We start from the raw sequence: 25,835 nt of genomic DNA, 5'->3' as shown, positions 1-25,835 counted from the left end.
CGGCTTTCGACCTCGTGGCGGCGTCGTACAAAGTTCTTCGGGTCATGAAAGAAGCCTCCCTTTTCTCATGTCCAAGAAAAGGGAGGCGGTTCAGTGATGGGGGCCGCCTTTTGTGCTGGTCTGTGTCGGTGGTGCGTTGGCGTTGCCTGGCTTGCGTCCGAGTCGCCTGCTGCTGCGTTTGTGGTGCGTGCCGCTATGCCTGGGCTTCCTGCTGCTTTGCCGTGATTCTTACGATGCAGTGGTGGCTGCCCTCGGCGATGGTCTCCTTCAGCTCGTAATTGAGCGTGCCGATCTCCTCGATGGCGCCGCGGTCCTCCTCCATGGCGATGTCGCAGAGCTTGACCACCTCCTCGGGCGTGGCACCCAGCTCCCTCCAGGCCGTCACCAGGGGGCACTCGTTGAACTCGACCTCGAACGTGTCATCGGTGAGCTCGAGCGTCTTCAGCTTGAGGACCGAGCGGGATGGCTCTGCGGTAAAGGTCTTGGCGAACTCGCGCGTGGTCTTGACGCCGGCATAGCGCCCGTGGGCCGCGTCGTAACCGCTTTGGCGGATGGCCTGGTGCAGGGGGCCGTCGCCCTTCTCTTCTGCGAGCCACTTGCGTCCGAGGTACCACAGCCACTCCGCGCAACCGGCACGCTCGTCGCGAGCCTCCTCTATGCCGAGGCTCGTGCGGAACCCCTCTTCGTCCAGGGACTCAATCTGGTTGGTCGTCTGGTCTGCCATGCTATGCCCCCTGCTTGAACTCGGTCCAGAGGTCGTCGTACGCCTTCTGCGCGTCGGCAGTCAGGCTCTGGTTCAGCTGGTAGTTGTCCAGGATCTCGTCGGGAATGATTGCGACGCTGTTCTGGTCGACGTACTCCTGGATGCCCTCCTTGAAGCCGTCGCCGATGTTGCTGTTGTGGTAGTGGGTGTGCTCGACGGCCGTGGCCGCGACCTCGGGACGCAGCACGTAGTCCAGGAAGGTGTAGACGTTGTCGAGGTTGGGTGCCTGGGACGGGACGACGAACGCGTCGATGCCCAGCGTGGTCGACTCCTTGGGGTAGGTGAACTTGAGCGACGGGTCTGCGAGGACGCCGGCGACGGCCTGGGCGCCCGTGTGGTACGAGGCGATGGCATCGCCGTTGGTCACCACGAACTCGGGCGAGTCGGTGTTGAACGCCTTGATGCTGGGCCTGAGCCTGTCGAGGAACTCCTTCGAGCCCTTGATGACGTTTACGTCCTGCGTGTTGAAGTCGCCGCCGCTCACCACGATGGCGGTGCCGATGATGTCGCGCTCGCTGTCGGTCACGACGACGTTGCCCGCAAGCGACGGGTCCGCAAGGTCGGCGAAGCTCTCGAAGCTGAGGTTGGTGCGCGCGGGGTTGAAGAGGATGGCGGCCGAGCTGATCCAGTAGGGGATGGAGAGGTCGCCGTCGGGGTCGAAGTACTGCTTCTGCAGGCGTGGGTCGACGTTCTTGAGGTTGCTCAGCTTGGAGGCGTCGATCTTCTGGAGCAGACCCTCGTCGGCCGCGATCTTGATGCTGTAGTCGGTAGTGAGGATGACGTCGTAGTCTGCGCCGCCGGTTGCCTCGAGCTTCGCGAGCATCTCCTCGCAGGTCGAGAAGTACGAGTAGTTGATGGTGATGCCCGTCTCCTCCTGGAAGCCCTCGACGACCTTGGGCGGGACGTACTCCTGCCAGGTGTAGAGGTTCAGGACCTTGCTGCCGCCGTCCGAGCTGCCCGAGTCGCTCGAGCCAGACGTCGAGATGGTTGAGCCGCAGCCCGAGAGGAGGCCTGCGTTCAGGGCGCCGAGGGCGCTGCCGCCCGCAAGGCTGAGGAACTGTGATCTAGAGAGGTAGGCGTTGGGTCTGAACATGGTGTGGTCCTTTGCTGTGTCGTGGATGGTGCGTGCCGTGCTGTCTTGCGTGTGATGGTTGGCTGGTGTTGACTATGCCGCCACGGCCGCGCGACTATGCGGCTGCCTGGAGCTGGGGTGCATCGCCTCCATCCGCCTGCGTCGTCGCGCGCTCGCGCTCCCTCTGTCGTGCGCGCCTCTCGAGCCTGAGCCTGATGAGGTAGAAGGCGACTACCGCCACGGAGAGGGAGACGATGAGGAGGGAGCAGAGCGCCTTGGTCGTGGGCTGCGGGTGCAGCTTGACCTGCGAGTAAATCAGTACGGGGAGGGTCGAGCTGGTGGCGCCTGCCGTGAAGAAGCTGATGACCACGTCGTCGAACGAGAGGACGAAGCCCAGGGCGGCCGCCGAGACGACGGCAGGGACGAGCTCGGGAAGCACGATGGAGAAGAACGTGCGCAGCGGGCTAGCGCCCAGGTCCTGCGAGGCCTCGACGAGCGAATGGTCGAAGCCCGCGAGCCTCGTGGATACCAGGATGACCACGTAGGGGATGCAGAACGTGGCGTGCGAGACCACGAGCGAGACGTTGCCGAAGGGGATGCCGACCAGGGCGTAGAACGACATGAACGCGATGCCCAGGACGACTTCGGGAAGCAGGAGCGGCAGGAGGTTGAGCTGGTCGAAGACCCTGCGCCCGGGGAAGTGCGAGCGCGAGAGGGTGAGCGCCGCGGGGATGCCGATGACGAGCGAGACTGCAACAGCCTGGATGCCCACGGTGAGGCTCGTGGCGAGCGACTTCGAGATCTCGTGGTTGCCGCCAAGCTGCCGGTACCAGTCGAGCGTGAAACCCGTGAAGTCGGCCGAGGACGAGACCGGGTTGGCGTTGAACGAGTACGCGACGATGACGATGATGGGCAGGTAGAGGAAGAGGAACAGCAGTGCCGTGTAGATGCGCGCTCCGGTGCCAAGACGCGTCTTCATCTAGATCACCTCGATCTGGTCGGACTTCGAGAGGCGCTTTCCGAGGGCGACGAGCCCGATGGTGGCCACGGTCATGACGACGGCGAGGGCGGCTCCGAAGGGCCAGTCGTGGGACTCGACGAACTGGCTCTTGACGAGGTTGCCCAGGAGCACCGTCTGAGAGCCGCCGAGCATGTCCGAGACGTAGAACAGGCCGACGGAGGGGACGAATACCATTAGGCAGCCTGATGCGATGCCGGGCGTCGAGTTTCGGACCGTCACGTCCAGGAAGGCCTGCCACGCGCTGGCGCCCAGGTCCCTGGATGCCTCCAGCAGGCTGCCGTCGATCTTCTCGATGGAGTTGTAGAGGGGCAGGACCATGAGGGGCAGGAGCGTGTAGATGGTGCCCATGAGCACGGCCCCGTCGGTGTAGAGCAGCTGGAGGGGCTCCCTCGTCGCGCCGATGGCGAGAAGGGCCGCGTTGATAACGCCCCTGCTCTGCAGCAGGATGTCCCAGCCGTAGATGCGGATGACGCTGCTGACGAAGAAGGGCAGCTCGACCGCCACGAGCGCCAGAAGCCTCCACCTGTGGTCTATGCGGGTGAGGAAGTACGCGAAGGGGTAGCCGATGAGCAAGGTGAGCGCGGTTGCGAGCGTGGCGACCACGAACGACTGGCCGAACACCTGGAGGTATGCCGGCTCGAACAGGCGCTGGTAGTTCTGGAGGGTGAAGCTCAGGCTGAAGCCCCAGCCGCTCTGCGGGGTGCAGAAGCTCACGAGGACGATGTAGGCCAGGGGCACCAGGAGCAGAAGGACGTACCAGGCAAACGCCGGCGCGATGCCGAGCGCTCGGCCCCTCTGGCCCGCGCTCATCGGGCGCCTCCCACGATAACGGCGTCGTGGCCGGGCCAGCTGACCCAGACGCGCGTGCCTGCGTTAAGGTTCTGCTCGACCAGGGAGTTGTTCGCGTGCAGGCGCTTGCCGCCGTCGAGCTCGATGACTGCCTTGTAGTAGGAGCCCAGGAACTGGGAGGAGCGCACCTCTCCCTGGAAGGCCGTGTTCTTCTCGTCCACCACCTGCTGGGTGTAGCGGATGTGCTCCGGGCGGACGGAGACCACCACGCTGTCTCCGGGCGAGAAGGACGTGCCCTCCAGCGCGCGGGCGCCTGCCTCGCCATGGGGGAAGCGGACTCGGTAGAGGCCGGCGCCCTCGTCTGCCGCGACCTTTGCCTCGAGCAGGTTGGTGTCTCCGATGAAGTCGGCCACGTACTCGGTCTGGGGCGCCTGATAGATCTCCTCGGGCGTGCCGACCTGCTCGAAGCGCCCGTTGCGCAGGACGCCGATGCGGTCGGACATGCTGAGGGCCTCCTCCTGGTCGTGCGTGACATAGACGAAGGTGATCCCGATCTCGCGCTGCATGCGCTTGAGCTCCAGCTGCATCTGCTTGCGCAGCTTGAGGTCGAGGGCGCCCAGCGGCTCGTCCAGCAGCAGGACGTTGGGCTTCAGCACGATGGCGCGGGCAATGGCGGCCCGCTGCCGCTGACCGCCCGACAGCTCGCTGGGCTTGCGGTCGCCGTAGTCGGAAAGCCGCACCAGTTCGAGGGCGCGCTTCACCTCGCGCTCGATCTGGCCCTTGGCAACGTGGCGGATCTTCAGGCCGTAGGCGACGTTCTGGTACACGTTCATGCTGGGGAAGAGCGCGTAGCTCTGGAAGACGGTGTTGAGCTCGCGCTTGTTGGGCGGAAGCGCGGTGACGTCTTCGCCGTTCACGTAGACCGCGCCCGAGTCGGGGGCCTCGAGGCCCGAGATGATCCTGAGCGTGGTCGTCTTGCCGCAGCCGCTCGAGCCTAGCAGCGTGAAGAACTCCCCGCGCCTGAGCTCGAAGGACACGTCGTCCAGAACGCGGACGTCCCCGAACGACTTGCTGAGGTGCTCGACTCTCAAGACGACGTCCTCATCTGCGGGAACGAGGCCCTGGCCGGAGTGGTCCGCCTCCGGCTTTGCGGGCGTGGACGCTACCTCCTGCCCCTTCTTCTGCTCCGCGTCTCGACCGCCGAGCTGCGGCCTGAGCCGTATCCTCTTCTTGGGCTTCGTCTGGGTAAGTGTGGTCATATTGCCCTCCCTGGCCATGACTGTCCCGTCGGCGGCGTGCCGATGGGTGGTGCGACGGCTTGCGTCTCATGTGTTGTTCGCTTGTTGCTTGGTGCTTGGGGACACCTGTGCGCGGGCGAGTCGCTGGGCGTCGCCGCGGACGCCGTCGCCCGCGCGAGGGAGTTAGCGGCTACAGCCGCTGGGACAGACGCCAGTAGACATGCAGAAGGGCTTGCCCATGCGGGTGCGAGTCTGCTGCATTGCCTGAGTCATGCCCTTCTCCTCTCGTTCGTTGCGTCCGTGGGCGGGGCCCGTGCCCCGCGCGTCTCGAACACTATACTCCTACCAAAGTGCTAGGAGTTAGTAAATTTGGGCAATTCTGGTTATCGATTTTGCTAATAGCAAAATGAGTCGCCCGCTCCGCCGACCGACCTTCTCCCCTTTATTCGTGAAGCGCGGCAAGGTGGTGGGCCAACCTGCTAACCTTTCGGTGTTTACGCAGTTCGCATCGTGAGGACGTTTTGATGGGTGCTCCCAAACATATGAGAAGAACCACTGCCGCGGCTTCCCGGGCCATCCCTCCCGTGGTCGCGTCTCCCAAGGACAGGCGGGTGGTCGAGGCCAAGTCCGCATCGGCCGCCGGCCCGGATGCCGTCCAGGGCGACGAGCAGATGGGCGCCGCCACGCGCCAGGCCGTCGGTCGCTCCGCCGCTCTGATGAGCGCGCTGGTCGTCGTCAGCCGCATAACGGGCTTCGCCCGCACCTGGGCCCAGGCCTACGCGCTGGGCGTCACGGCGCTGGCCAGTGCCTACACCGTGGCCAACAACATGCCCAACCAGCTGTACGAGCTGGTTGCGGGCGGCATGATCATGACGGCGTTCCTGCCCGTCTACATGTCGGTCAAGAAGCGCGCGGGCTCGCAGGGCTCGACGGACTACGCCTCCAACCTTCTCTCCATCGTCACGCTGCTCATGGGCATCCTGACCGTGGTCTCGTTCGCGCTCGCGGAGTGGATCATCTGGACGCAGTCGTTCTCGGCGAGCGCCGACTTCGATGCGCAGATGTCGACCTACTTCTTCAGGTTCTTCGTGATCGAGGTCGTGCTCTACGCCATGAGCTCCATCGTCTCGGGCATCCTCAACGCCGAGCGCGACTACCTGTGGAGCAACGCCGCGCCCATCTTCAACAACCTCATCTGCATCGCGTCCTTCCTGCTCTACGCGCTGTTCCGCGAGTCAAGCCCGATGCTGGGCATCCTCGCGCTCGCCGTGGGCAACCCCCTGGGCGTCCTGGTGCAGGTGGTCATGCAGCTGCCGGCGCTCTCCCGCCATGGCATCAGGCTGCACGCCCGCATCGACTGGCATGACCCCGCCCTGCGCGAGACCCTGACCATCGGCGTCCCCACACTCGTCGTGACCGTCGCTTCGTTTCCCACGGTTGCGGTCCAGACCAGCAGCGCCCTGCAGGTGACCGCCGCCGGAGCCTCGGTGGCCTACTACGCGCGCCTTTGGTACATGCTGCCGTACTCGGTGTTCGCGGTGCCCCTGACCGTGGCCATGTTCACCGAGCTGAGCGACTATGCCTCCAACGGCGACATGGAGTCCTTCAAGCGGGGCATTCGCTTCGGCACCGAGAGGATCGTCTTCTTGCTCGTTCCCTTCGCCATGTTCCTCGTGATCTTCTCGCCCTGCCTCATCACGCTCCTTGCGGGCGGCAAGTTCGACGCGCAGGGCCTCGACGACACCATCGTCTACCTCACCTGGCTCGCGACGGCGCTGCCGTTCTACGGCATCAGCACCTACATCCAGAAGATCTGCTCGTCGCTCAGGCGCATGAACTTCTTTGCGGTCGCGACCGTCATCGCGGCGGCGGTCCAGGTGGCCTTCTGCTTCCTGACCACCGACATCCTGGGCCTGCCGGGCGTGGCGTTCTCGTCGACCCTGTTCTTCGCCGCGGTCGACGTGGTGAGCTTCCTGCACATTCGCAAGCAGATCGGCGCGCTCGGCCTGCGCTCGATGTTCTTCTCGTTCGTCCGCTCGCTGGTGCTCGGCGCGCTGGGCTGCGCCGTCGCCATGGGCATCTTCCTGCTGCTCCAGGCGACCATCGGCTCGTGGAGCGGGTCGCTCCTGCGCAGCCTGATCTACTGCGTCTGCGCCGGCATCCCGGCGGTGGCGGTCACCTTCGGCGGCGCGGTGCTGCTGAGGTTCCCCGAGGGCGAGGCGGTCGGCTCGCTGCTGTCGCGCTTCTCGCGACGCTAGGGGGTGCTGGCCCGGTCGTGCGCCGGCCACCGCAAGGTGTCATCGTGATGGGTTTTTGCTCGGGGCGTGCTCATGGCGCGCCCCGTCTGCTTATATGGATGGGATTCTAGGTTTTGCGCCGCGTCCCGCGCGGCTCCCAAGCGCCGCCCCCCCGGGTGGCAACCGAAGGAAGGCAGATCGTTGGATTATCGCATCGAGAATGACCCCAAGAGCTGGAACGAAATCGTAGAGTCCTGCGGCGGCCACCCGCTCCAGGCCTGGCAGTGGGGCCAGCTTAAGTCGCAGACCGGTCCGTGGGACGCCAAGCGCGTCGTCTGCCTCGAGGGGGGAGAGGTCGTGGGCGCCGCCCAGGTCCTCCTGCGCACTCTGCCCTTCCCGTTCAAGATGATGGCCTACGTGCCGCGTGGCCCGCTTGCCAAGGATCCCGCGCTCCTGCCCGAGGTGGCAGACGCCATTGCCGAGTGGTGCCGCAAGAACACCGCCGCAATCACCGTCAAGATTGACCCGGCCGTGACCGAGCTCAAGCTGTCCGACTCCTGGCGCAAGAGCGAGCGCGTGCTGGTCAAGAAGACCGCCGTCATGGACCTGACTCTCGACGAGGACGCGCTCAACAAGTCCATTCCCAATCGCAAGTGCAGGCAGTACATCCGCAAGTCCGCACGCGACGGCATCGTCTTCCGCGCCGCGACCAAGGACGACCTGGACCAGGTTCTGTCGATCTACCACAACACCGCCGAGGCCGACGGCTTTGCGCTGCACGCCGACGAGTTCTATCGCGCCGCGTTCGACGTGATGGATGGCATCAACCAGTTCTACGTTGCCGAGAAGGACGGAGAGATCCAGGCCTTCCTGTGGAACGTCACCACGAAGGGCGGCACCGCGTTCGAGCTCTGGGGCGCCGTGACCGACGCCGGCAAGCGCAGTCGTGCGAACTACGGCCTGAAGTGGCACGCGATTCTGGACGCGAAGGCAAAGGGCGCCCTCTACTACGACCTCAATGGTCTTCTCAACGATGGCATCAGCGACTTCAAGATGCTGTTCGTGAAGGAGCCCACCTTCTGGATCGGCTCGTTCGACTGCCGCCTGAAGGCCCTCGCCGGCCTGTGGGACTGGGCGCTCACCCGTCACCGCATCCGCCAGAGTGCCTCGAGCGTCCAGCAGGATACCTCCGAGCAGCGCTAACATCTGCCACAGGCGGCCTCGAGCCGCGTCACCGCACCACGTCCATCCCATGATCGGAGCACACATGACCCAGGGTCAGACCAGGACAGACCTCGTATCCGTCGTCATCGCGGGCGACATTGGCGCCTACGCGCTAGGGCGCGAGATGCACGAGGCCTTCGGCGTCAGGAGCATCTGCGTGGCGCCCCTGCCTATCGGCGCGATCCGGCACTCAAAGATCTTCGACTGGCACCGCGTCGAGTCGCTCTCGCAGGAGCACCTGCGCGATGCCCTGCGCGACATCGCGGCCGCCAACGCCGGCAAGACCGTCTTTGTGCTGTCCAACGCCGACCCGATCATCGCGATCCTGAGCCGCCTGGCAGCGGAGCTTCCCGACAACCTGGTCATGTGCATGCCTCCCGCCGAGGTCGTCGACCTGGTCTCCGACAAGGTCGAGTTCGCGCGCCTCTGCGAGCAGAACGGCCTCGAGGCACCGCTTTCGCTGGTCGCTCGCTGCGGCGGCGACGAGGCGTGGCCCGTATGGGAGAAGGACTTCCCCCTGGTGCTGAAGCCCGCCTACTCTCCCGAGTATGCCGCCTACATCGCGCGCGGCTTCCAGAAGGTCTACTACGTCCAGAGCCAGCAGGAGCTCGAGGGCATCCTGACGTCGCTTCGCGAGGCCGGCTTTGCGGGTGACATGCTGGTGCAGGAGCTCATCGAGGGCGACGACACCTGGATGGACTCCATCACCCTGTACCTTGACCAGCGAGGGGAGTGCACGCTCTTCGGTTCGGCGCGCGTCCTGCTCGAGGATCACGCCCCCGCCATGCTGGGCAACCCCGTCGCGATGATCACCCAGCAGGTGCCCGAGCTCTGGCAGAAGACCTCCCAGATGCTCAAGTCCGTGGGCTACCGCGGCTTCGCCAACTTCGACATCAAGCGCGATCCCAAGCACCCGGGCCGCTACGTGTTCTTCGAGGTCAACCCGCGCATCGGGCGCAACTCGTTCTACAACCTGGCCGCGGGCGTGAACCCTGTCGAGCTGGCCGTGCGCGACCTGGTAGACCACGAGGCGGTCGAGCCCCAGACCGCCTCTGACAAGGTGCTCTACACGCTCGTCCCCGTGAGCCTGCTGCGCAAGTATGTGCGCGACCCGCAGCTGCTCGAGCAGGTCAACGGCCTGGTCAAGAAGGGCCTCGTGTTCGACCCGCAGCGCTACAAGAAGGATTGGGGCCTCCGCCGCGCCCTGGACGTCGAGCTCACCGAGAAGAACCAGATCCGCAAGTTCTCGCGCTACTACCCAGAGCCCACAGACACCTCGTTCTAGCGAGCGACCATGTCGGTGAAGGACCCTGCCCCCATCACGCCCGACCTCGGCTCGGCGGCCCCGCGCCCCGAGGACCTTGGCATGCCCAGCATCGCCGAGCAGGTGGCGCAGGTTCCCACCTCGCCCGGCTGCTACCTGTGGAAGGACTCCAAGGGCGAGGTCATCTACGTCGGCAAGGCCAAGAACCTGCGCAGCCGCATGTTCCAGTACGTCAACCTGACCGACGACCGCGCCAAGATCCCCCTGATGATGCAAGTGGTTCGCAGCTTCGACTACGTCGTGGTGGGCTCCGAGCACGAGGCCCTGTTGCTCGAGCGCAACCTCATCGAGCAGTACCACCCGTACTTCAACGTCGACTTCAGAGACGACAAGAGCTACCCTTGCATCGCCATCACGGAGTCCGACGTCTTTCCGGCCATCAAGTACACGCGCGAGAAGCACAAGAAGGGCACGCGCTACTTCGGCCCCTACACCGACGCCCATGCCGCGCGCGAGACCATCGACACGCTGCGCAAGGCCGTGCCCGTCTGCGTCGCGAACTGCGCCGAGTGGAAGCGCACTCGCCGCTTCCTCCAGAGCCACCCCGACGACGCCGCGGTGGCCAATATGGTGCTGGCCGAGCGCGGACGTCCCTGCTTCGACTACCACGTGGGGCGCGGCCCCGGCGTGTGCTGCGGGGCCATCTCCACGGTCGACTACGCGAGCAACATCAGGCAGGTCGAGAAGTTCCTCTCGGGCAAGCGCAGCGAGATCATCGGCGAGCTCGAGGAGCAGATGGCCGATGCCGCCGCGAACCTCGAGTTCGAGCGCGCCGCCCGCCTCAAGCACCGCCTCGAGGTCATCAACGGCCTGGACGACAAGCAGCAGGTGACGTTCCCCACCAACGTGAGCCTCGACCTGGTGGGCATCTACCGCGAGGAGACCATCTCGGCGGCCTGCGTCTTCGTCGTGCGAGAAGGTCGTACCATCCGTACGAGCGAGTTCATCCTCAACAAGGGCATGGACGTCGACGAGGAGGAGCTCGTCGGCGGCTTCGTCAAGCGCTACTACGACGAGACGGCCGACATTCCCGCCGAGGTCGACGTGACCGTGGACCTCGCCGACGCCGAGGTGCTGGGGGAGTGGCTCTCGGGCAAGCGCGGCCTCTCCTGCCATGTGCATCGTCCCCAGCGCGGCGAGAAGAGCCACCTCCTCCAGATGGCCTCGCGCAACGCCCACCACGCCCTCAATCGCTACATGGTCCGGACGGGGTATGCCGACGACCGCACGAACCAGGCACTTCTCCAATTGGAGAGCGCACTTGCGCTTGACGCGCCACCCATGCGCATCGAGTGCTTCGACATCTCGACGCTGCATGGCAACTTCACCGTCGCCTCGATGGTGGTCTTCACCAACGGCCGGCCCGACAAGGGACAGTACCGCCGCTTCAAGATCCGCGCCGAGTTGGACGAGGCGAACGACTTCGTCAGCATGCAGGAGGTCCTGGGCAGGCGCTACGGGCCCGATCGCATGGCCGACGAGCGCTTTGCCAAGAGCGCGCCGGACCTTTTGGTGGTCGACGGCGGCAAGCCGCAGCTGACGGCTGCCATGACGCAGCTGTCCCAGCTGGGGCTCGACATTCCCGTCTGCGGCCTGGCCAAGTCGGACGAGGAGGTCTTTGTGCCCTGGGACGACACGCCCGTCGTCCTGCCCTCGGGCTCGGCTTCGCTCTACCTCATCAAGCAGGTCCGCGACGAGTCGCATCGCTTTGCCATCACGTTCCACCGCGAGCTGCGCACCAAGGCGCAGAGCGTCTCGATCCTCGACGACATCGAGGGCGTTGGCCCCAAGCGCAAGAAGGCCATCATGCGCCACTTCGGCTCGATGAAGCGCCTGCGTTCGGCCTCGCCGGAGGAGATTGCGCAGGTCAAGGGCGTTCCGGACTCCGTAGCGCAAGCCGTCTGGCAGGAGCTGCGCGCCTGGGGCGAGGAGGCCGAGTCGGTCCGGCGCGACGGCGACGAGGCACAGGAGCCCGAGGCCTAGGCGGTTCGGTCGCCGTCAAGGTCGCGGCATCGTGGCGAAGCTGCGTGCAGATGGGGGAGACGCCCCCGCGTCCGGGCGCTAAGGGTATCCTCTAGACAGTGCTCGAACGAACGGGTCGCCCGGGCGGCGTCCCCACCACGGAGGTATGCATGGCTAAGTCCGGACAAGAGATGCGCGCGGCTGCGGAGAGCGACCGCATTCCCGACATCGTGGTCATCACGGGCATGTCGGGAAGTGGCCGCACGCAGGCCATGCACGTGTTCGAGGACATGGGCTACTACTGCATCGACAACCTGCCCCCGCGCCTGGTGCTCGACCTTGCCCGCGTCGTCGGCATCAACTCCGGCGTGGGCCGTCACCTGGCCGTCACCTGCGACCTGCGTAGCCAGGGCCTGTTCGACGAGATGTTCGACGTCATGCACCAGCTCGAGAACCACGAGCTCACGGTCAAGCTTCTCTACCTGGATTGCTCTGACGAGGTCCTGATTCGTCGCTACAAGGAGACGCGCCGCCGTCACCCCATCGCGCTCTCGGGCGAGTCGCTCGAAAGCGCGATCGAGCGTGAGCGACTCCAGCTCCAGCCCGTGCGCGACCGTGCCGACCTGGTCATCGACACCAGCCGCATCCGCACCTCCACGCTTCGCAACCGCATTCGTCGCAGCTTCTCGGAACTCTCCGACCAGCAGCTGCTTGACGTGAGCGTCTACTCGTTCGGCTTCAAGCACGGTATGCCCGTCGAGGCCGACCTCATGATTGACGTCCGCTTCCTGCCCAACCCGTTCTACGACCCCGAGATGCGCACCATGACGGGAAATGACGAGAAGGTCGCGCGCTTCGTGCTCGACAACGACGTCACCCGCAAGTTCCTCAAGGCCTGGCGCCAGCTGCTCGACGTCGCTATGCCCGGCTACATCGCCGAGGGCAAGACGCAGCTCTCCATTGCCGTGGGCTGCACCGGCGGCCAGCATCGCAGCGTTGCCATCGCCAACGACACCGCCGCCTACCTCAAGGAGCAGGGCTACCACGTGACGCTCTCGCACCGCGACCTCAAGCTGGCAAACGTCACGACGGGATAGCGCATGTCGTTCACCGCACAGGTAAAAGACGAGCTCTCGCGTGTCGACGGCGAGTGCCCGGGGTGTGCCTACGCGCAGCTCTCGGCCATCACCCGCGTCTGCGGCACGCTGTCGTTTCGCGGCTCGGGCCGCTACTCCATCCGCGTGGCCACCGAGACCGGCGCAGTCGCGCGCACGATGATCAAGCTCACTCACGAGCTCTTCGAGCTCGAGACCCCGCTGACGGTGCGCCACTCCAACCTGCACAAGACGCGCAACTACCTCATCGAGATCCCGGAGCAGGACGAGCTCGAGGCAGACCTCATCCGACTCGGCATCCTCCTCCCGGGGCAGGGGGTCGCACCTGGCGTGCCCCAGGAACTTCTCGGCAGCCCCTGCTGCGTGCGCTCCTTCGTGCGCGGCGCCTTCATGGCGGGTGGCTTCATCGCCGACCCGCGCGGCGACTTCCACCTCGAGATTGCGGTCACGGGCGAGGACTTCGCGACCGGCGTGGTGGAGCTCTTCCAGCAGTTGGGCGTCAAGGCGCGCCTCAACCGACGCCGCGGGTCGTTTGCCATCTACGTCAAGAGCTTCGACGACATCGTGACCCTGCTGACCGCTATGGGCGCGCGCCGCTCCGCGCAGGCCGTCGCCAACGTGCGGCGCGTTAAGTCGCTCAAGAACGACGTGAACCGCCGTGTCAACGCCGAGATCGCCAACCAGGCGCGCTCCACGGGCGCAGCCGCCGACCAGATCCAGATGATCGCCCAGGCCGAGAAGGTCATCGGCCTGCGCTCCATGCCGCCTGCCCTGCGCGAGTTCTGCCTGCTGCGCCGTGCCAACCCCGATCTGTCGCTGGCCGCGCTGGGCCAGAGGTGCAACCCGCCGGCGTCGAAGTCGGCCATGTACCATCGCGTGCTCAGGCTGCAGCGCCTCATGGGCGAGGCGGACGGCTCCGCTAATGAACAGTGATGGTTGGTCATTCTCCGCAAATGTGACGCAAAGTTGATGGTTCGGCAAAGCCTAAACCAATGATCAGTAATGATTGGTCAAGTTAGAACAATTCGCTGGTACACCGTTCGCAGACAGAATTACGCCGCTCACTGAATTGAATAGCGATGGATGGACAACCTCTGGTGGGTGCTTCATTTCTTCAAACTATGCGTGTTCACGAATCGGAAAATCTTGAAAGCGGGTAAAATCGAATCTAGTGCATGTCTGTGTTGGTCAGCTTGGGGAAGGGCCCCGAGTGACCTCGCGAAAGGAGATAGCATGGCAGTTAAGGTTGCTATTAACGGCTTTGGTCGTATTGGCCGTCTGGCATTCCGTCAGATGTTCGGTCACGAGGGCTCCGAGATCGTTGCTATCAACGACCTCACCTCTCCCGAGATGCTCGCCTACCTTCTGAAGTACGACTCCACGCAGGGCAACTACTCTCGTGATCACAAGGTCGAGGCTACCGATCACTCCATCATCGTTGATGGCCACGAGATTACCATCTACAAGGAGGCAGACGCCAACAACCTGCCTTGGGGCGAGCTCGGCGTCGACGTCGTCCTCGAGTGCACCGGCTTCTACACCTCCAAGGACAAGGCTCAGGCTCACATCAACGCTGGCGCCAAGAAGGTCGTCATCTCCGCTCCTGCGGGCAATGACCTCCCGACCATCGTCTTCAACGTCAACCACGAGAAGCTCACCGCTGATGACAACATCATCTCCGCTGCTTCCTGCACCACCAACTGCCTCGCTCCTATGGCCAAGGGCCTGAACGACTTTGCTCCCATCGTTTCCGGCATCATGACCACCATCCACGCCTACACCGGCGACCAGATGATCCTCGACGGCCCCCAGCGCAAGGGCAACTTCCGTCGCTCCCGCGCCGGCGCAGAGAACATCGTCCCCAACACCACCGGTGCCGCTAAGGCAATCGGCCTGGTTCTCCCCGAGCTCAACGGCAAGCTCATCGGCGCTGCCCAGCGCGTCCCGACGCCGACCGGCTCCCTCACCAACCTTTACGCTGTCGTCGAGGGCACCGTCACCGTCGAGCAGGTCAACGCTGCCATGAAGGCTTACGCTGAGACCATCCCCGAGACCTTCGGCTACAACGAGGACCAGATCGTCTCCCACGACATCGTCGGCGAGACCCACGGCTCCATCTTCGATGCCACCCAGACCATGGTCCAGGACCTTGGCAACGGCCAGTCCCTCGTTCAGGTCACCTCTTGGTACGACAACGAGAACTCCTACACCTCTCAGATGGTCCGCACCATCAAGTACTTCGAGAAGTTCGTCGCCTAAGTGCGATCCTGACTTTCGGGTATCACAAGGGGTGCGGTCGCAGGTCCACGGGCCGCGGCCGTGCCCCTTTTTATGTCATTAGGTAAGAAGCTATCAGCAAGGAGTTGCAACATGGCCTTTACCAAGAAGACCGTCCGCGACATTGACGTCAAGGGCAAGCGCGTCATCATGCGCGTCGATTTCAATGTGCCTCTGAAGGACGGCGTCGTTACCGACGACACCCGCGTCCGCGCGGCCATCCCCACCATCAAGTACCTCAAGGAGCAGGGTGCTGGCATCGTGCTCATGTCCCATCTTGGTCGCCCCAAGGGCGACGGCCCCGAGCCCGAGCTCTCGCTCAAGCCCGCTGCCGACAAGCTTGCCGAGCTCACCGGCTACGACGTGAAGTTCTGCCCCGACACCTACGGTGACGTGGCTGCTGCTGCCGTCGCCGAGGTCAAGCCTGGCGACATCCTCGTCCTCGAGAACGTCCGCTTCCTCAAGGCCGAGAAGAAGAATGACCCTGAGGTCGCCAAGAAGCTCGCCTCTTACGGTGACATCTTCGTCCTTGACGCCTTCGGCACCGCCCACCGTGCCCAGGGCTCCGTCGTCGGCCCGGCTGCCCACATCCCCGCAGTCGCCGGCTTCCTGCTCGAGAAGGAGGTCGACACCCTGACCTCCATCTTCGCCGAGCCCGAGCGTCCCTTCGTCGCCATTGTCGGCGGCTCCAAGGTGTCTTCCAAGATCGGTGTCCTCGATCACCTCATCGACTCCGCTGACACCCTGATCATCGGCGGCGGCATGGCCTACACCTTCTACCTGGCCAAGGGCTACACCGTCGGCACCTCCCTCAAGGAGGAGGACTGGGTCGAGCGTGCTGCCGAGATGATGAAGAAGGCAGAGGAGAAGGGCGTTAAGATCCTGCTCCCGATCGACAACGTCGTCGCAGACCACTTCGGCGAGGATGCCGAGGGCGAGGTCGTCGACGCTGACAAGATCCCTGACGATCGCATGGGTATGGACATCGGTCCCAAGACCCGCGAGCTCTACGCGGAGGCCATCAAGGGCGCCAAGACCGTCTTCTGGAACGGCCCCATGGGCGTCTTCGAGTTCGACCAGTTCGCAGCCGGCACCGAGGCCGTCGCGCGCGCTGTCGCGGACTCTGACTGCACGTCGATCATTGGCGGCGGCGACTCCGTCGCAGCTATCAACAAGTTTGACCTTGCGGACAAGATGAGCTGGATCTCCACCGGCGGTGGCGCTTCCATGGAGCTCGTCGAGGGCAAGGCTCTTCCTGGAGTGGAGGCGCTTCTCGATGCGTAATAGGATGATTGCTGGTAACTGGAAGATGAACAAGACCTACACCGAGGGCGTCGTCCTCGCTCAGGGTCTTGCCAAGGAGCTCGCGGACGGCACCGGCGACGTCGACGTCGTGGTCTGCCCCCCGACCGTTGACCTCAAGGGCGTTGCTGAGGTCATCAAGCAGGAGGGCGCGCCCTTCTCGCTTGGTGCCCAGAACGTCTATTGGGAGGAGTCCGGTGCCTTCACCGGCGAGACCGCTCCCGGCATGCTGACCAACATCGGTGCAACCTACTGCATCATCGGTCACTCCGAGCGTCGCGGCTACTTCGGCGAGTCCGACGAGGACATCAACAAGAAGGCCAAGGCTCTGATGGCTCACGACATCGTCCCCATCAGCTGCTGCGGTGAGCCCCTTGAGGTCCGCGAGGACGGCAAGCACGTCGAGTTCGTCGTCGACCAGATCAAGAAGGACACCGAGGGCCTCGAGATCTCCGATCCCTCCAAGTACGTCGTCGCCTACGAGCCCATCTGGGCCATCGGCACCGGCAAGACCGCCACTGCCGACGACGCCCAGGAGGTCTGCGGCGCTATCCGCAAGACCCTCGCCGAGATCTTCGGTCAGGAGACCGCTGACGGCATCCGTGTCCTCTACGGCGGCTCCGCCAAGCCCGAGAACGTCGCCGGCTTCCTCGAGAAGGAGGACGTTGACGGTGCCCTCGTCGGCGGCGCTTCGCTCAAGGCCGATTCTTTCGCAGCTATGGTTAAGGCGGCAATGTAATGTCTGAGGTTCGTACTCCTGCTCTCCTCGTTATCATGGACGGCTGCGGCCTTGCGCCTGCCGGCCCCGATAACGCCGTCTCTCTGGCCAAGAGGCCGTTCTTCGATTCTCTCGTCGAGAAGTACGCCTACACCACGCTAGGCGCCTCCGGCGAGGACGTCGGTCTGCCTGACGGCCAGATGGGCAACTCCGAGGTCGGTCACCTCAACATCGGTGCCGGCCGCATCGTCTACCAGTCCCTCTCGCTGATCAACAACGCGATCAAGGACGGTTCCTTCAAGTCCAACGAGGCTCTCGTCAAGGCCATGGACGGCGTCGTTGCCAACGGCAGCACTCTTCACGTCATGGGCCTCATCTCCAACGGTGGCGTCCACTCCGAGATGAGCCACTGCGAGGCGCTGCTCGAGATGGCTGGCGAGCGTGGCGTCAAGCGCGTCCGCATCGACGCCTTCACGGACGGCCGCGACGTTCCGACCCAGTCGGGTGCTGGCTTCATGAAGGACCTCCAGGCGTACTGCGAGGGAATCTCTTCCAAGTTCGGCAACGACACCAAGATCGCAACGGTGGCCGGCCGCTACTGGGGAATGGACCGCGACAACCGCTGGGAGCGCGAGCAGAAGTCCTACGACGCCATCGTCTGCGGCGAGGGCGTCAAGGCGACCACTGCCGAGCAGGGTCTGCTTGACTACTACGTGCAGGACGAGCGTGGCGACGAGTTCGTCACCCCGTTCGTGCTCGACGACGGGGGAGTGAACGACGGCGACGCAGTCGTGTTCTTCAACTTCCGTCCCGATCGCGCCCGCGAGATGACCCGCGCCATGACCGACAAGGCATTCGAGGGCTTCGACCGCAAGAAGTTCCCGAAGCTTTCCGCCTTCGTCACCATGACCGAGTACGACCCCACCTTCGACGTCGATATCGCCTTCCCCAAGAGCGTTCCCGCGCACGTCCTGGCGGACGTCCTTGCCGATGGCGGCTACAAGCAGCTGCACACCGCCGAGACCGAGAAGTACGCGCACGTCACGTTCTTCCTCAACGGTGGCGTCGAGGAGCCGAAGAAGAACGAGACCCGCGTGCTCGTTCCTTCTCCCAAGGTCGCTACCTATGACCTGCAGCCTGAGATGAGCGAGCCCGAGGTTACGGAAAAGCTCGTCGAAGCCATCAACAATGACGAGGCTGACTTCTACGTCGTCAACTACGCCAACTGCGACATGGTTGGCCACACCGGTGTCGTCGAGGCCGCCGTCAAGGCGACCGAGGCCGTCGACCACGGTCTGTCCCAGGTCATTCCCGCGATCCTCGCCAAGGGTGGTTTCGCGCTGATTACCGCAGACCACGGCAACGCCGACCACATGTACGACGTCGTCGATGGCGAGAAGAAGCCCTTCACGGCTCACACCACCAACCGCGTCCCGCTGATCATCGCCGACGACAAGCCCGTTAAGCTTGCCGGCATCGAGGATGGTCGCCTGAGCGACATCGCCCCCACGATCCTTGCCATGATGGGCATCGATCGTCCTGAGGAGATGACGGGGAGAGTCCTGGTCGAGCTCTAAAGAGCACGTCAAACTGTGATATGCTTCTACGCTGTCGTGTGAAGCAATCGGGGGTCGGCATCGCGCGAGCGGTGCCGACCTTTTCTAAAAGGAGTACACGTGAGCCCTCTGAACCTCATTCTTCTTTTCATTCTGGCCGTTTCTGCAGTCCTGACGATCATCCTGATCCTCCTGCACTCCGGCAAGGGCACTGGCGTGTCTGACATGATCTCCTCCTCCATGTACAACTCTACGGCCGGCTCTGGTGTGTGGGAGAAGAACCTCGATCGCCTCACCGTAATCACCGCCGTGGTATTTGGCCTCTGCATTCTGGTCATGGCTCTCACCTTCCCGCAGGGCGTCATCGGCATGGCTTAGTTCCACTCGGCCAGTTCCTTTGCCAGCCCGCGCTGCGAGCTTTCCAGGCCCAAGTGCCTGGCACCTCTCTGGTCGCTCGCAACGCGCTTGTTGCCTAAGCAAGCTTGCAACCTCCGCACTCGGTGTGCTCTCGTGGCATGCCGGGTGCTTTTTCATGCCGCCAGTTACCCAAATCGCCCGACGTGCGTCCCTCGTTCGCCCACGCACCGCTCAGGCATTTCTGGGCAGACGCAGTCTCTCCCATCCCCGGTGCATGGCGGAGTTACGGGGAAGAAGTGCCTCCCCCTCTCGGCTGTGATGCTATTCTGTGCGCATAATTGGCAGCTCACAGCCAATGTCATCTGCATAATTGAACTTGGGTCGAAGAGAATTGACGCAGCAGCCAATCAGTCCTTTATTGGTTTACCTGCAATTTGCTCTATTTCGTAAGTGTTAACTTTGACACTCGTGAACCGTGCCGGTACTAGCGTGTAGCTATGACTCTTAATGTGTTTAACCTGCATTTCTTCTGTTAAAAGTAATTGTTGCAGACTTGTTTTTTGAACTTCAGAAGATTTGCACGTGCATGCATATTGAGTAAAAATACGTACATTCGACGAGGCTGTCTCGTTTTTAATAAGACGTCCCGGCACAAGCCGTGATGCAAAACAAGTATTGGAGGAAAGAATGGCGGATAAGCTGATGATGGGCCGTCGCACGTTCGTCCAGGGCGGACTTGCGGCCAGTGCGCTCGCTGCCCTCGCGGGCTGCGGCAAGAAGGGTGGCTCCTCTGACGGCGCGGGTGAGGCCAAGGGTGGAACCATGAAGTTCTACATCAACGACCCCGTTGCTATCGATCCCTACAACACTCAGGAGTCCGAGGGCACCCAGGTCGAGCACATCCTGTTCGACGCCCTTACCGACTTCGATTGGGACAAGCAGGAGGTCGTCCCCAAGGCTGCTGAGTCCTGGGATGTTAACGACGACGCCACCGAGTACACCTTCCACCTTGTGAAGGGCGCCAAGTTCCACAACGGCGACCCCGTCGACGCAGAGTCCTTCAAGCGCGGTTGGCAGCGTCTGGTCGACCCCAGCATGGCCACGCCTTCCGAGATCGGCTACCACCTTGCTCCCGTCGCTGGCTACGACGAGATGAAGTCCGGTGCCGCAACCGAGCTCTCCGGCCTCAGCTGCCCCGACGAGAACACCTTCGTCGTCAAGCTCTCCGCTCCTATGGCTGACTTCCCCTATGTCTGCGCCCACCCCGCGCTGGCTCCCGTCCCCAAGGCAGCCATCGACGATCCTGCTTCCTTCTTGACCGCCCCCATCGGCAACGGCCCCTTCAAGATGGACGGCAAGTGGGAGACTGGCCAGTACATCAACGTCGTTCGCTTTGACGACTACTACGGCGAGAAGGCCAAGCTCGACGGCATCAACTTCTCCATCCAGAAGGACCCCGAGACCGCCTACCGCGAGTTCGAGGCCGGCAACATGGACTTCGCCCAGATTCCCGCGGGCCGCATCTCCGAGGCCAAGGACAAGTATGGCGAGGCCAAGGACGGCTACACCGTCACCAAGGGTGCCCAGGTCCTGACCGGTGCCGAGGCTTCCGTCTACTATCTCTGCATCAACATGAACGATCCCGTCATGAAGGACGTCAACGTCCGTAAGGCTATGTCTCTGGCCATCAACCGCCAGAACATCGTCGACACCCTCTTCGAGGGCACCCGTAAGCCTGCCGACTGCATCTTCCCCGGCGTTATCGACGAGGATGACGGCAACGCTTGGGAGTTCTGCAAGTACGACAAGGACGCCGCCCAGAAGATCATGGACGAGAACAACCTCGCCGGCACCGAGATCACCCTCTCCTACAACTCTGGCGGTGGCCACGAGGACATCATGTCCATCATCCAGACCGACCTCGAGGCCGTCGGCTTCAAGGTGACCCAGTCCTCCATGGAGTGGGCTACCTACCTGACCGCCCTCGGTGACGGCAACTTCCAGGTCGGCCGTCTTGGCTGGAACGCCGACTACCCGACCATGGACAACTTCATCTACCCGAACTTCTTCTCCACGGCGGACAACAACTACTCCAAGTACAACGACCCCGAGATCGACAAGGCCATCGAGGACGCACGTCAGATGACCGGTGACGACGATCGCAAGGCCGCCTACCGCGAGATCAACAAGAAGATCGGCGCTCAGGTGCCCATCATCCCGCTGATGTTCTACTCCCACATGTGGGTTGGCTCTGACAAGATCGGTACCTTCTTCTTCGATCCGCAGAGCAAGGGCGAGTTTGCTTCCGCGACCATGGCATAAGCACTTCCGCTCGCTTTATCGCAGCTAGAAGTACCTGGGGCATCGGCGCGTCCGGTGCCCCGCTTTTTGGCTTCTATGCTTATGGGATTTATCGTGTGCTGTTCGCTTTATTTAGCTGCCTGTATATAAAGAAGTTCACCACACGGTATAATTTACGGGTTCTACGGCTTGTTTATGCAGGCTCGAACGGTATCTGTTGGACTACGCAAGGGGATTCCTAGTATGGGAAAGTACATTCTCAAACGTATTCTCCAGTTCATTCCCGTGTTTCTGGGCGTGACGCTGATTCTTTTCGCGATGGAGAATATCGTTCCGGGTGACCCGATCAAGCTGATGGCAGGGGAGAAGAAGCTTGATCCTCAGACCGAGGTCACCCTCCGCGCGTCGTACCACCTCATTGAGACCGATGACAACGGTCAGCCGGTGTACGACGAGAGCGGGAACACCATCGAGACGCCTATGTGGAAGCGCTACGTCTTCTACGTCTCGGGCCTGCTTCATGGTGACCTGGGCACTTCGTACCAGCGCAGCGGCCAGCCCGTGGCCGACATCCTGGCGCAGAAGTATCCCTACACGATCAGGCTTTCGATCTGCGCAATCCTGCTCGAAGCCATCGTGGGTATCGGGGCCGGCATGGTCTCGGCAATCAAGAGATATTCCTTCTGGGACATTCTTGTCACGCTGGTCACCTCGATTCTGGTCGCAATGCCCGCCTTCTGGTTCGGCATGCTGCTCCAGCTGTTCTTCGGCATCGTCCTGAAGGACGTCACGGGCGGCGGCTTCTACCTCCCGATCTCGGGCGCCGGTGGCCCCAACGCGGAGTTCAACGACTGGGTGTACTACATCCTCCCCGCAATGACCCTCGCCGCGGTCTCGACCGCATACTGCGCGCGCATCATGCGCTCCCAGCTTCTTGAGGTCCTCAACCAGGACTACATTCGCACCGCCCGTGCCAAGGGCCTCTCCCGCAGGGACGTAATCTGGCACCACGCGCTCAAGAACGCGCTCATTCCCGTCGTCACCTACATCGGCATCGACTTCGGTGCCATGATGGCCGGCGCAATCCTGACCGAGACGGTCTTCAACTGGCCCGGCGTCGGCTACGAGACCTACCGCGCCATCACGCAGCGCGACTGGCCGATCGTCCTTGGTTCCGTAACCGTCATCGTCGTCGTGGTCATGGTCATCAACCTTCTCGTCGACGTCTCCTACGCCTTCCTTGATCCGCGCATCAGGTACGGCGCTGGCAAGAACGAATAGGAGGTGCGCGAATGGCTACTGAATCCAAGAAGGACATGGAAACCATGACTGAGTCTCAAGTCAAGGTCGAGGCTTCCGCCCAGGCCGAGGATCTTTCCGCCGCTCCCGCCCGAACCCTCTGGGGTGACGCCTGGAAGCGCCTGCGCAAGAACAAGCTCGCCATCTTTGGCGCCATCTGGATCATCTTCATGATCCTCGTCGCCCTGACCGCCGACCTCTGGGTCCCGCAGACCCTGGGAAGCCCGACAGAGGCTGACTCCACTACCATGGCGCAGATGTCGCGCCTGGCCCCGTCGGCCGAGCACCCGTTCGGCACCGACACCCTCGGTCGCGACGTGCTCTGCCGCGTCATCTACGGTGCACGCATCTCGCTGGCCGTTGGCGTTCTCGCCACGGCGATCTCCACGCTCATCGGTCTGGTGATGGGTGCGCTCGCGGCCTACTACGGCGGCATCTGGGATACGATCATCATGCGCCTGGCAGACATATTCTTGGCATTCCCGTACACGCTCTTCGTCATTGCGATGCTCGCGGTCATCGGCTCGGGCATCCAGAACGTGTTCGTTGCAATCGGCATCCTTGGCTGGCCGTCGATCGCGCGCGTCTTCCGCTCCGCGATCCTCTCGGTCAAGGAGAATGACTACGTCGACGCGGCGCGTGCCATGGGAGCCTCCGACTTCCGCATCATCGCTCGTCACATTTTCCCCAACTCCGTTGCTTCCATCGTTGTCTACGCGACGATGAACATCGGTGGCGCCATCCTGACCGAGTCGGCTCTGTCCTACCTCGGCATGGGCGTCGTTCCGCCTGATCCTTCCTGGGGCATCATGATTCAGGACGGCCAGACCTACCTGGCCACCCAGCCTTGGCTCATGCTCATGCCCGGTCTCGCTATCCTCACCACCGTGCTTGCCTTCACGCTCCTGGGCGATGGCCTGCGCGATGCACTCGACGTCAAGATGAAGGACGCATAATGGCACGCAAGAAGAATGACAACTGGGTCGAGCTCAAGGACCAGCCCGTTCCCGAGGGCTCGCACCTCCTCGAGGTCGACGACCTCAAGATGTACTTCCACACCCAGGACGGCGTGGTCAAGGCAGTCGACGGCGTCTCCTACACCCTCGACCGCGGAGAAACCCTCGGCGTCGTCGGCGAGTCCGGCTCCGGCAAGTCGGTCACCTCACTCACGATCATGGGCCTCATCGACATGCCCCCGGGAAAGATCGAAGGCGGCGACGTCCGCTACCGCGGCAAGTCCTTGCTCGAGATGTCCGAGCACGAGATGGAGCACATCCGCGGTAATGACATCGCGATGATCTTCCAGGACCCCATGACCTCGCTGAACCCGGTCTACACCATCGGTCGTCAGCTGGGCGAGGGCCTAAGGCTTCACCGCGGCTACACCAAGGAGCAGGCGACCGAGCGCTCCATCGAGCTCCTCAGGATGGTCGGCATCCCCAACGCCGAGCAGCGTGTCAAGGACTATCCGCACGAGTTCTCCGGCGGCATGCGCCAGCGCGTCATGATCGCCATGGCGCTGGCCTGCGACCCTGACATCCTGATCGCCGACGAGCCCACCACGGCCCTCGACGTCACCATCCAGGCTCAGATCATCGAGCTGATGAAGGAGATGCAGGAGAAGAACGGCAACGCCATCATCATGATCACCCACGACCTGGGCGTCGTCGCAGACGTCGCAGACAAGATCATGGTCATGTACGCTGGTTCGCCCGTCGAGTTCGGCACCGCCGACGAGATCTTCTACGGCGCGTCCCACCCCTACACCTGGGGCCTCATCCGCTCTATCCCGAAGCAGGTCAAGGACGAGAAGAAGCCTCTCACGCCAATCAAGGGCAACCCGCCCTCGCTTGTCAACGCGCCCAAGGGCTGTCCCTTCTCGCCCAGGTGCCCCTACGCGCAGGACATCTGCCGCAACAAAAAGCCCGAGCCTCACTTTGTGGGGGAGGGCCACTACACCAAGTGCCACTTCGCGAGCGACCCCGACTTCATCAAGAAGAACGCGCCGTCCACCTCGCGCACCCAGAACGCAGAAGGAGGCGAGCAGTAAATGGCAGAGAAGAACCAGGGCGCGCCCCTGCTGCACGTCGAGCACCTGACCAAGGAGTTCCCCGTAGAGGCCGGCGTGTTCGCCAGCCGCATGAACAAGAAGCGCGTTCATGCTGTGGAGGACGTCTCCTTTGACATCTATCCCGGCGAGACCTTCGGCCTCGTTGGCGAGTCCGGCTGCGGCAAGTCCACTACCGGACGCACCATTATGCGTCTTACCAACCCTACCTCGGGCAAGGTCGTCTTCGACGGCAAGGACGTCGCGAAGATGAACAAGAAGGAGCTCAAGGAGATGCGCCGCAATATGCAGTTCATCTTCCAGGACCCCTACGCCTCGCTGAACCCGCGCATGACCATCGGCGAGATCGTCTCCGAGCCGCTCCAGATCCACAACGTCATGCCCGATGCCAAGGAGCGCCTCGAGTACGTCCGCTCGCTTCTCGACATCGTCGGCCTGAACCCCGAGCACATCAACCGCTACCCGCACGAGTTCTCGGGCGGCCAGCGCCAGCGCGTCGGCATTGCGCGCGCCTTCGCTCTCAAGCCTAAGCTGATCATCTGCGACGAGCCGGTCTCCGCACTCGACGTCTCCATTCAGGCGCAGGTCCTCAACCTCCTGAGCGATCTCCAGAAGGAGTACGGCACCGCATACCTGTTCATCGCCCACGACCTTTCGGTCGTCCAGCACATCTCCGATCGCGTGGCCGTCATGTATCTCGGCCACATGATGGAGAACTCCGACTGGAAGACGCTCTACGACGAGCCGCACCACCCGTACACGCAGGCACTGCTCTCTGCCGTGCCCGTGCCCGACCCGGACGTGCAGCGCTCCCGCAAGCGCATCATCCTGAAGGGCGATCCCCCTTCGCCCATCGAGCCGCCTGCGGGCTGCCCGTTCCATACGCGCTGCCCCATCGCCCAGGACGTCTGCGCCTCTGGCGAGATGCCTGAGCTGCGTGAGGTCAAGCCCGGACACTTCTGCGCGTGCCACTTCGCCGCGCCGAACCCGATCAAGGGCGCCTCGGTCGAGCTCTAAGCAGGACTTCCGTGCACCTGGGCCAGCAACGGGCCGCACATGCCATCTTGCCCCATCCTCCACGAGAGGGTGGGGCTTTTTCTATTGGCTCTTGCCCGCGGTCGCCAAAATCGCTCGGCGCAAGCTCTTCCCACGGATGGTTGACGTGTTTCTTCAGGTCTCCGGAGCCCCACTCGCCACTCAAGGCCCTCACTG

21 protein-coding genes are annotated in these 25,835 nt (G+C 63.3%); 16 read left to right on the top strand and 5 right to left on the bottom strand.

Annotated elements, in window-relative coordinates; all coding sequences use genetic code 11:
• Window positions 1-193: 193 nt before the first annotated feature.
• From BMY31_RS07995 to BMY31_RS07975, 5 genes are all read right to left on the bottom strand, one after another.
• Complete coding sequence (locus BMY31_RS07995; protein ID WP_091009646.1) at window positions 194-724, bottom strand: L-2-amino-thiazoline-4-carboxylic acid hydrolase; 531 nt, start codon at window positions 722-724, stop codon at window positions 194-196.
• A gap of 1 nt (window position 725) precedes the next feature.
• Window positions 726-1,856, bottom strand: coding sequence for an ABC transporter substrate-binding protein (locus tag BMY31_RS07990; RefSeq protein WP_091009642.1), 1,131 nt, complete (start codon window positions 1,854-1,856; stop codon window positions 726-728).
• A 94-nt stretch (window positions 1,857-1,950) separates the two neighbouring features.
• Complete coding sequence (locus tag BMY31_RS07985; RefSeq protein WP_091009639.1) at window positions 1,951-2,814, bottom strand: ABC transporter permease; 864 nt, start codon at window positions 2,812-2,814, stop codon at window positions 1,951-1,953.
• Window positions 2,815-3,666 (bottom strand): ABC transporter permease, encoded by an 852-nt coding sequence (locus tag BMY31_RS07980; protein WP_091009636.1) that lies wholly within the window; start codon window positions 3,664-3,666, stop codon window positions 2,815-2,817.
• A complete protein-coding gene (locus tag BMY31_RS07975) occupies window positions 3,663-4,904 on the bottom strand; it encodes an ABC transporter ATP-binding protein (RefSeq protein ID WP_091009633.1) in 1,242 nt (413 codons plus the stop codon). The genes BMY31_RS07980 and BMY31_RS07975 overlap by 4 nt, the downstream gene beginning before the upstream one ends.
• A gap of 521 nt (window positions 4,905-5,425) precedes the next feature.
• On the opposite strand from BMY31_RS07975, the gene murJ reads away from it, so the two are divergent.
• The 16 genes from murJ (at window position 5,426) to BMY31_RS07895 (ending at window position 25,640) form a co-directional block, all read left to right on the top strand.
• Window positions 5,426-7,141: a murein biosynthesis integral membrane protein MurJ gene (gene murJ / locus BMY31_RS07970; RefSeq protein WP_257612398.1), complete on the top strand. Its 1,716-nt coding sequence runs from the start codon at window positions 5,426-5,428 to the stop codon at window positions 7,139-7,141.
• A 180-nt stretch (window positions 7,142-7,321) separates the two neighbouring features.
• Window positions 7,322-8,323 (top strand): lipid II:glycine glycyltransferase FemX, encoded by a 1,002-nt coding sequence (locus tag BMY31_RS07965; protein WP_234970686.1) that lies wholly within the window; start codon window positions 7,322-7,324, stop codon window positions 8,321-8,323.
• Window positions 8,324-8,387: 64 nt separating this feature from the next.
• Window positions 8,388-9,629 (top strand): carboxylate--amine ligase, encoded by a 1,242-nt coding sequence (locus BMY31_RS07960; protein WP_091009626.1) that lies wholly within the window; start codon window positions 8,388-8,390, stop codon window positions 9,627-9,629.
• An 81-nt stretch (window positions 9,630-9,710) separates the two neighbouring features.
• Window positions 9,711-11,651 carry an excinuclease ABC subunit UvrC gene (uvrC, locus tag BMY31_RS07955; RefSeq protein WP_257612399.1) on the top strand — a complete coding sequence of 647 codons (1,941 nt, stop codon included), beginning with the start codon at window positions 9,711-9,713 and terminating at the stop codon, window positions 11,649-11,651.
• Window positions 11,652-11,800: 149 nt separating this feature from the next.
• Entirely contained in the window at window positions 11,801-12,727 is a 927-nt protein-coding gene (rapZ, locus tag BMY31_RS07950) for an RNase adapter RapZ (RefSeq protein WP_078687149.1), read from the top strand.
• Between the two features lie 3 nt (window positions 12,728-12,730).
• Window positions 12,731-13,678 (top strand): DNA-binding protein WhiA, encoded by a 948-nt coding sequence (whiA, locus tag BMY31_RS07945; protein WP_091009621.1) that lies wholly within the window; start codon window positions 12,731-12,733, stop codon window positions 13,676-13,678.
• Between the two features lie 300 nt (window positions 13,679-13,978).
• Window positions 13,979-15,004: a type I glyceraldehyde-3-phosphate dehydrogenase gene (gene gap, locus BMY31_RS07940; protein ID WP_078687147.1), complete on the top strand. Its 1,026-nt coding sequence runs from the start codon at window positions 13,979-13,981 to the stop codon at window positions 15,002-15,004.
• 111 nt (window positions 15,005-15,115) lie between these two features.
• On the top strand, window positions 15,116-16,306 hold the full coding sequence (locus tag BMY31_RS07935; protein WP_091009618.1) for a phosphoglycerate kinase: 1,191 nt from the start codon (window positions 15,116-15,118) through the stop codon (window positions 16,304-16,306).
• Window positions 16,299-17,063 (top strand): triose-phosphate isomerase, encoded by a 765-nt coding sequence (gene tpiA / locus BMY31_RS07930; protein ID WP_091009616.1) that lies wholly within the window; start codon window positions 16,299-16,301, stop codon window positions 17,061-17,063. Before BMY31_RS07935 ends, tpiA begins: the two co-directional genes overlap by 8 nt.
• Window positions 17,063-18,619 (top strand): 2,3-bisphosphoglycerate-independent phosphoglycerate mutase, encoded by a 1,557-nt coding sequence (gpmI, locus tag BMY31_RS07925; protein WP_078687144.1) that lies wholly within the window; start codon window positions 17,063-17,065, stop codon window positions 18,617-18,619. Before tpiA ends, gpmI begins: the two co-directional genes overlap by 1 nt.
• 99 nt (window positions 18,620-18,718) lie before the next feature.
• Window positions 18,719-18,976 (top strand): preprotein translocase subunit SecG, encoded by a 258-nt coding sequence (gene secG / locus BMY31_RS07920; RefSeq protein WP_091009614.1) that lies wholly within the window; start codon window positions 18,719-18,721, stop codon window positions 18,974-18,976.
• A gap of 666 nt (window positions 18,977-19,642) precedes the next feature.
• A complete protein-coding gene (locus BMY31_RS07915; RefSeq protein WP_091009611.1) occupies window positions 19,643-21,277 on the top strand; it encodes a peptide ABC transporter substrate-binding protein in 1,635 nt (544 codons plus the stop codon).
• 222 nt (window positions 21,278-21,499) lie between these two features.
• On the top strand, window positions 21,500-22,537 hold the full coding sequence (locus BMY31_RS07910) for an ABC transporter permease (RefSeq protein ID WP_078687141.1): 1,038 nt from the start codon (window positions 21,500-21,502) through the stop codon (window positions 22,535-22,537).
• Window positions 22,538-22,581: 44 nt separating this feature from the next.
• The gene (locus BMY31_RS07905; RefSeq protein ID WP_180371388.1) at window positions 22,582-23,511 is read left to right on the top strand and encodes an ABC transporter permease; all 930 of its coding nucleotides are present in this window, start codon (window positions 22,582-22,584) and stop codon (window positions 23,509-23,511) included.
• Window positions 23,511-24,605 carry an ABC transporter ATP-binding protein gene (locus BMY31_RS07900; protein WP_078687139.1) on the top strand — a complete coding sequence of 365 codons (1,095 nt, stop codon included), beginning with the start codon at window positions 23,511-23,513 and terminating at the stop codon, window positions 24,603-24,605. Before BMY31_RS07905 ends, BMY31_RS07900 begins: the two co-directional genes overlap by 1 nt.
• The gene (locus tag BMY31_RS07895) at window positions 24,606-25,640 is read left to right on the top strand and encodes an ABC transporter ATP-binding protein (protein ID WP_091009607.1); all 1,035 of its coding nucleotides are present in this window, start codon (window positions 24,606-24,608) and stop codon (window positions 25,638-25,640) included.
• The last annotated feature ends 195 nt before the right edge of the window (window positions 25,641-25,835 follow it).

Source organism: Parafannyhessea umbonata (assembly GCF_900111255.1).
Taxonomy (GTDB): domain Bacteria; phylum Actinomycetota; class Coriobacteriia; order Coriobacteriales; family Atopobiaceae; genus Olsenella_J; species Olsenella_J umbonata_A.
Note: the sequence above shows the minus strand (reverse complement) of the source record. Positions and strands in the feature narration are given on the sequence as shown.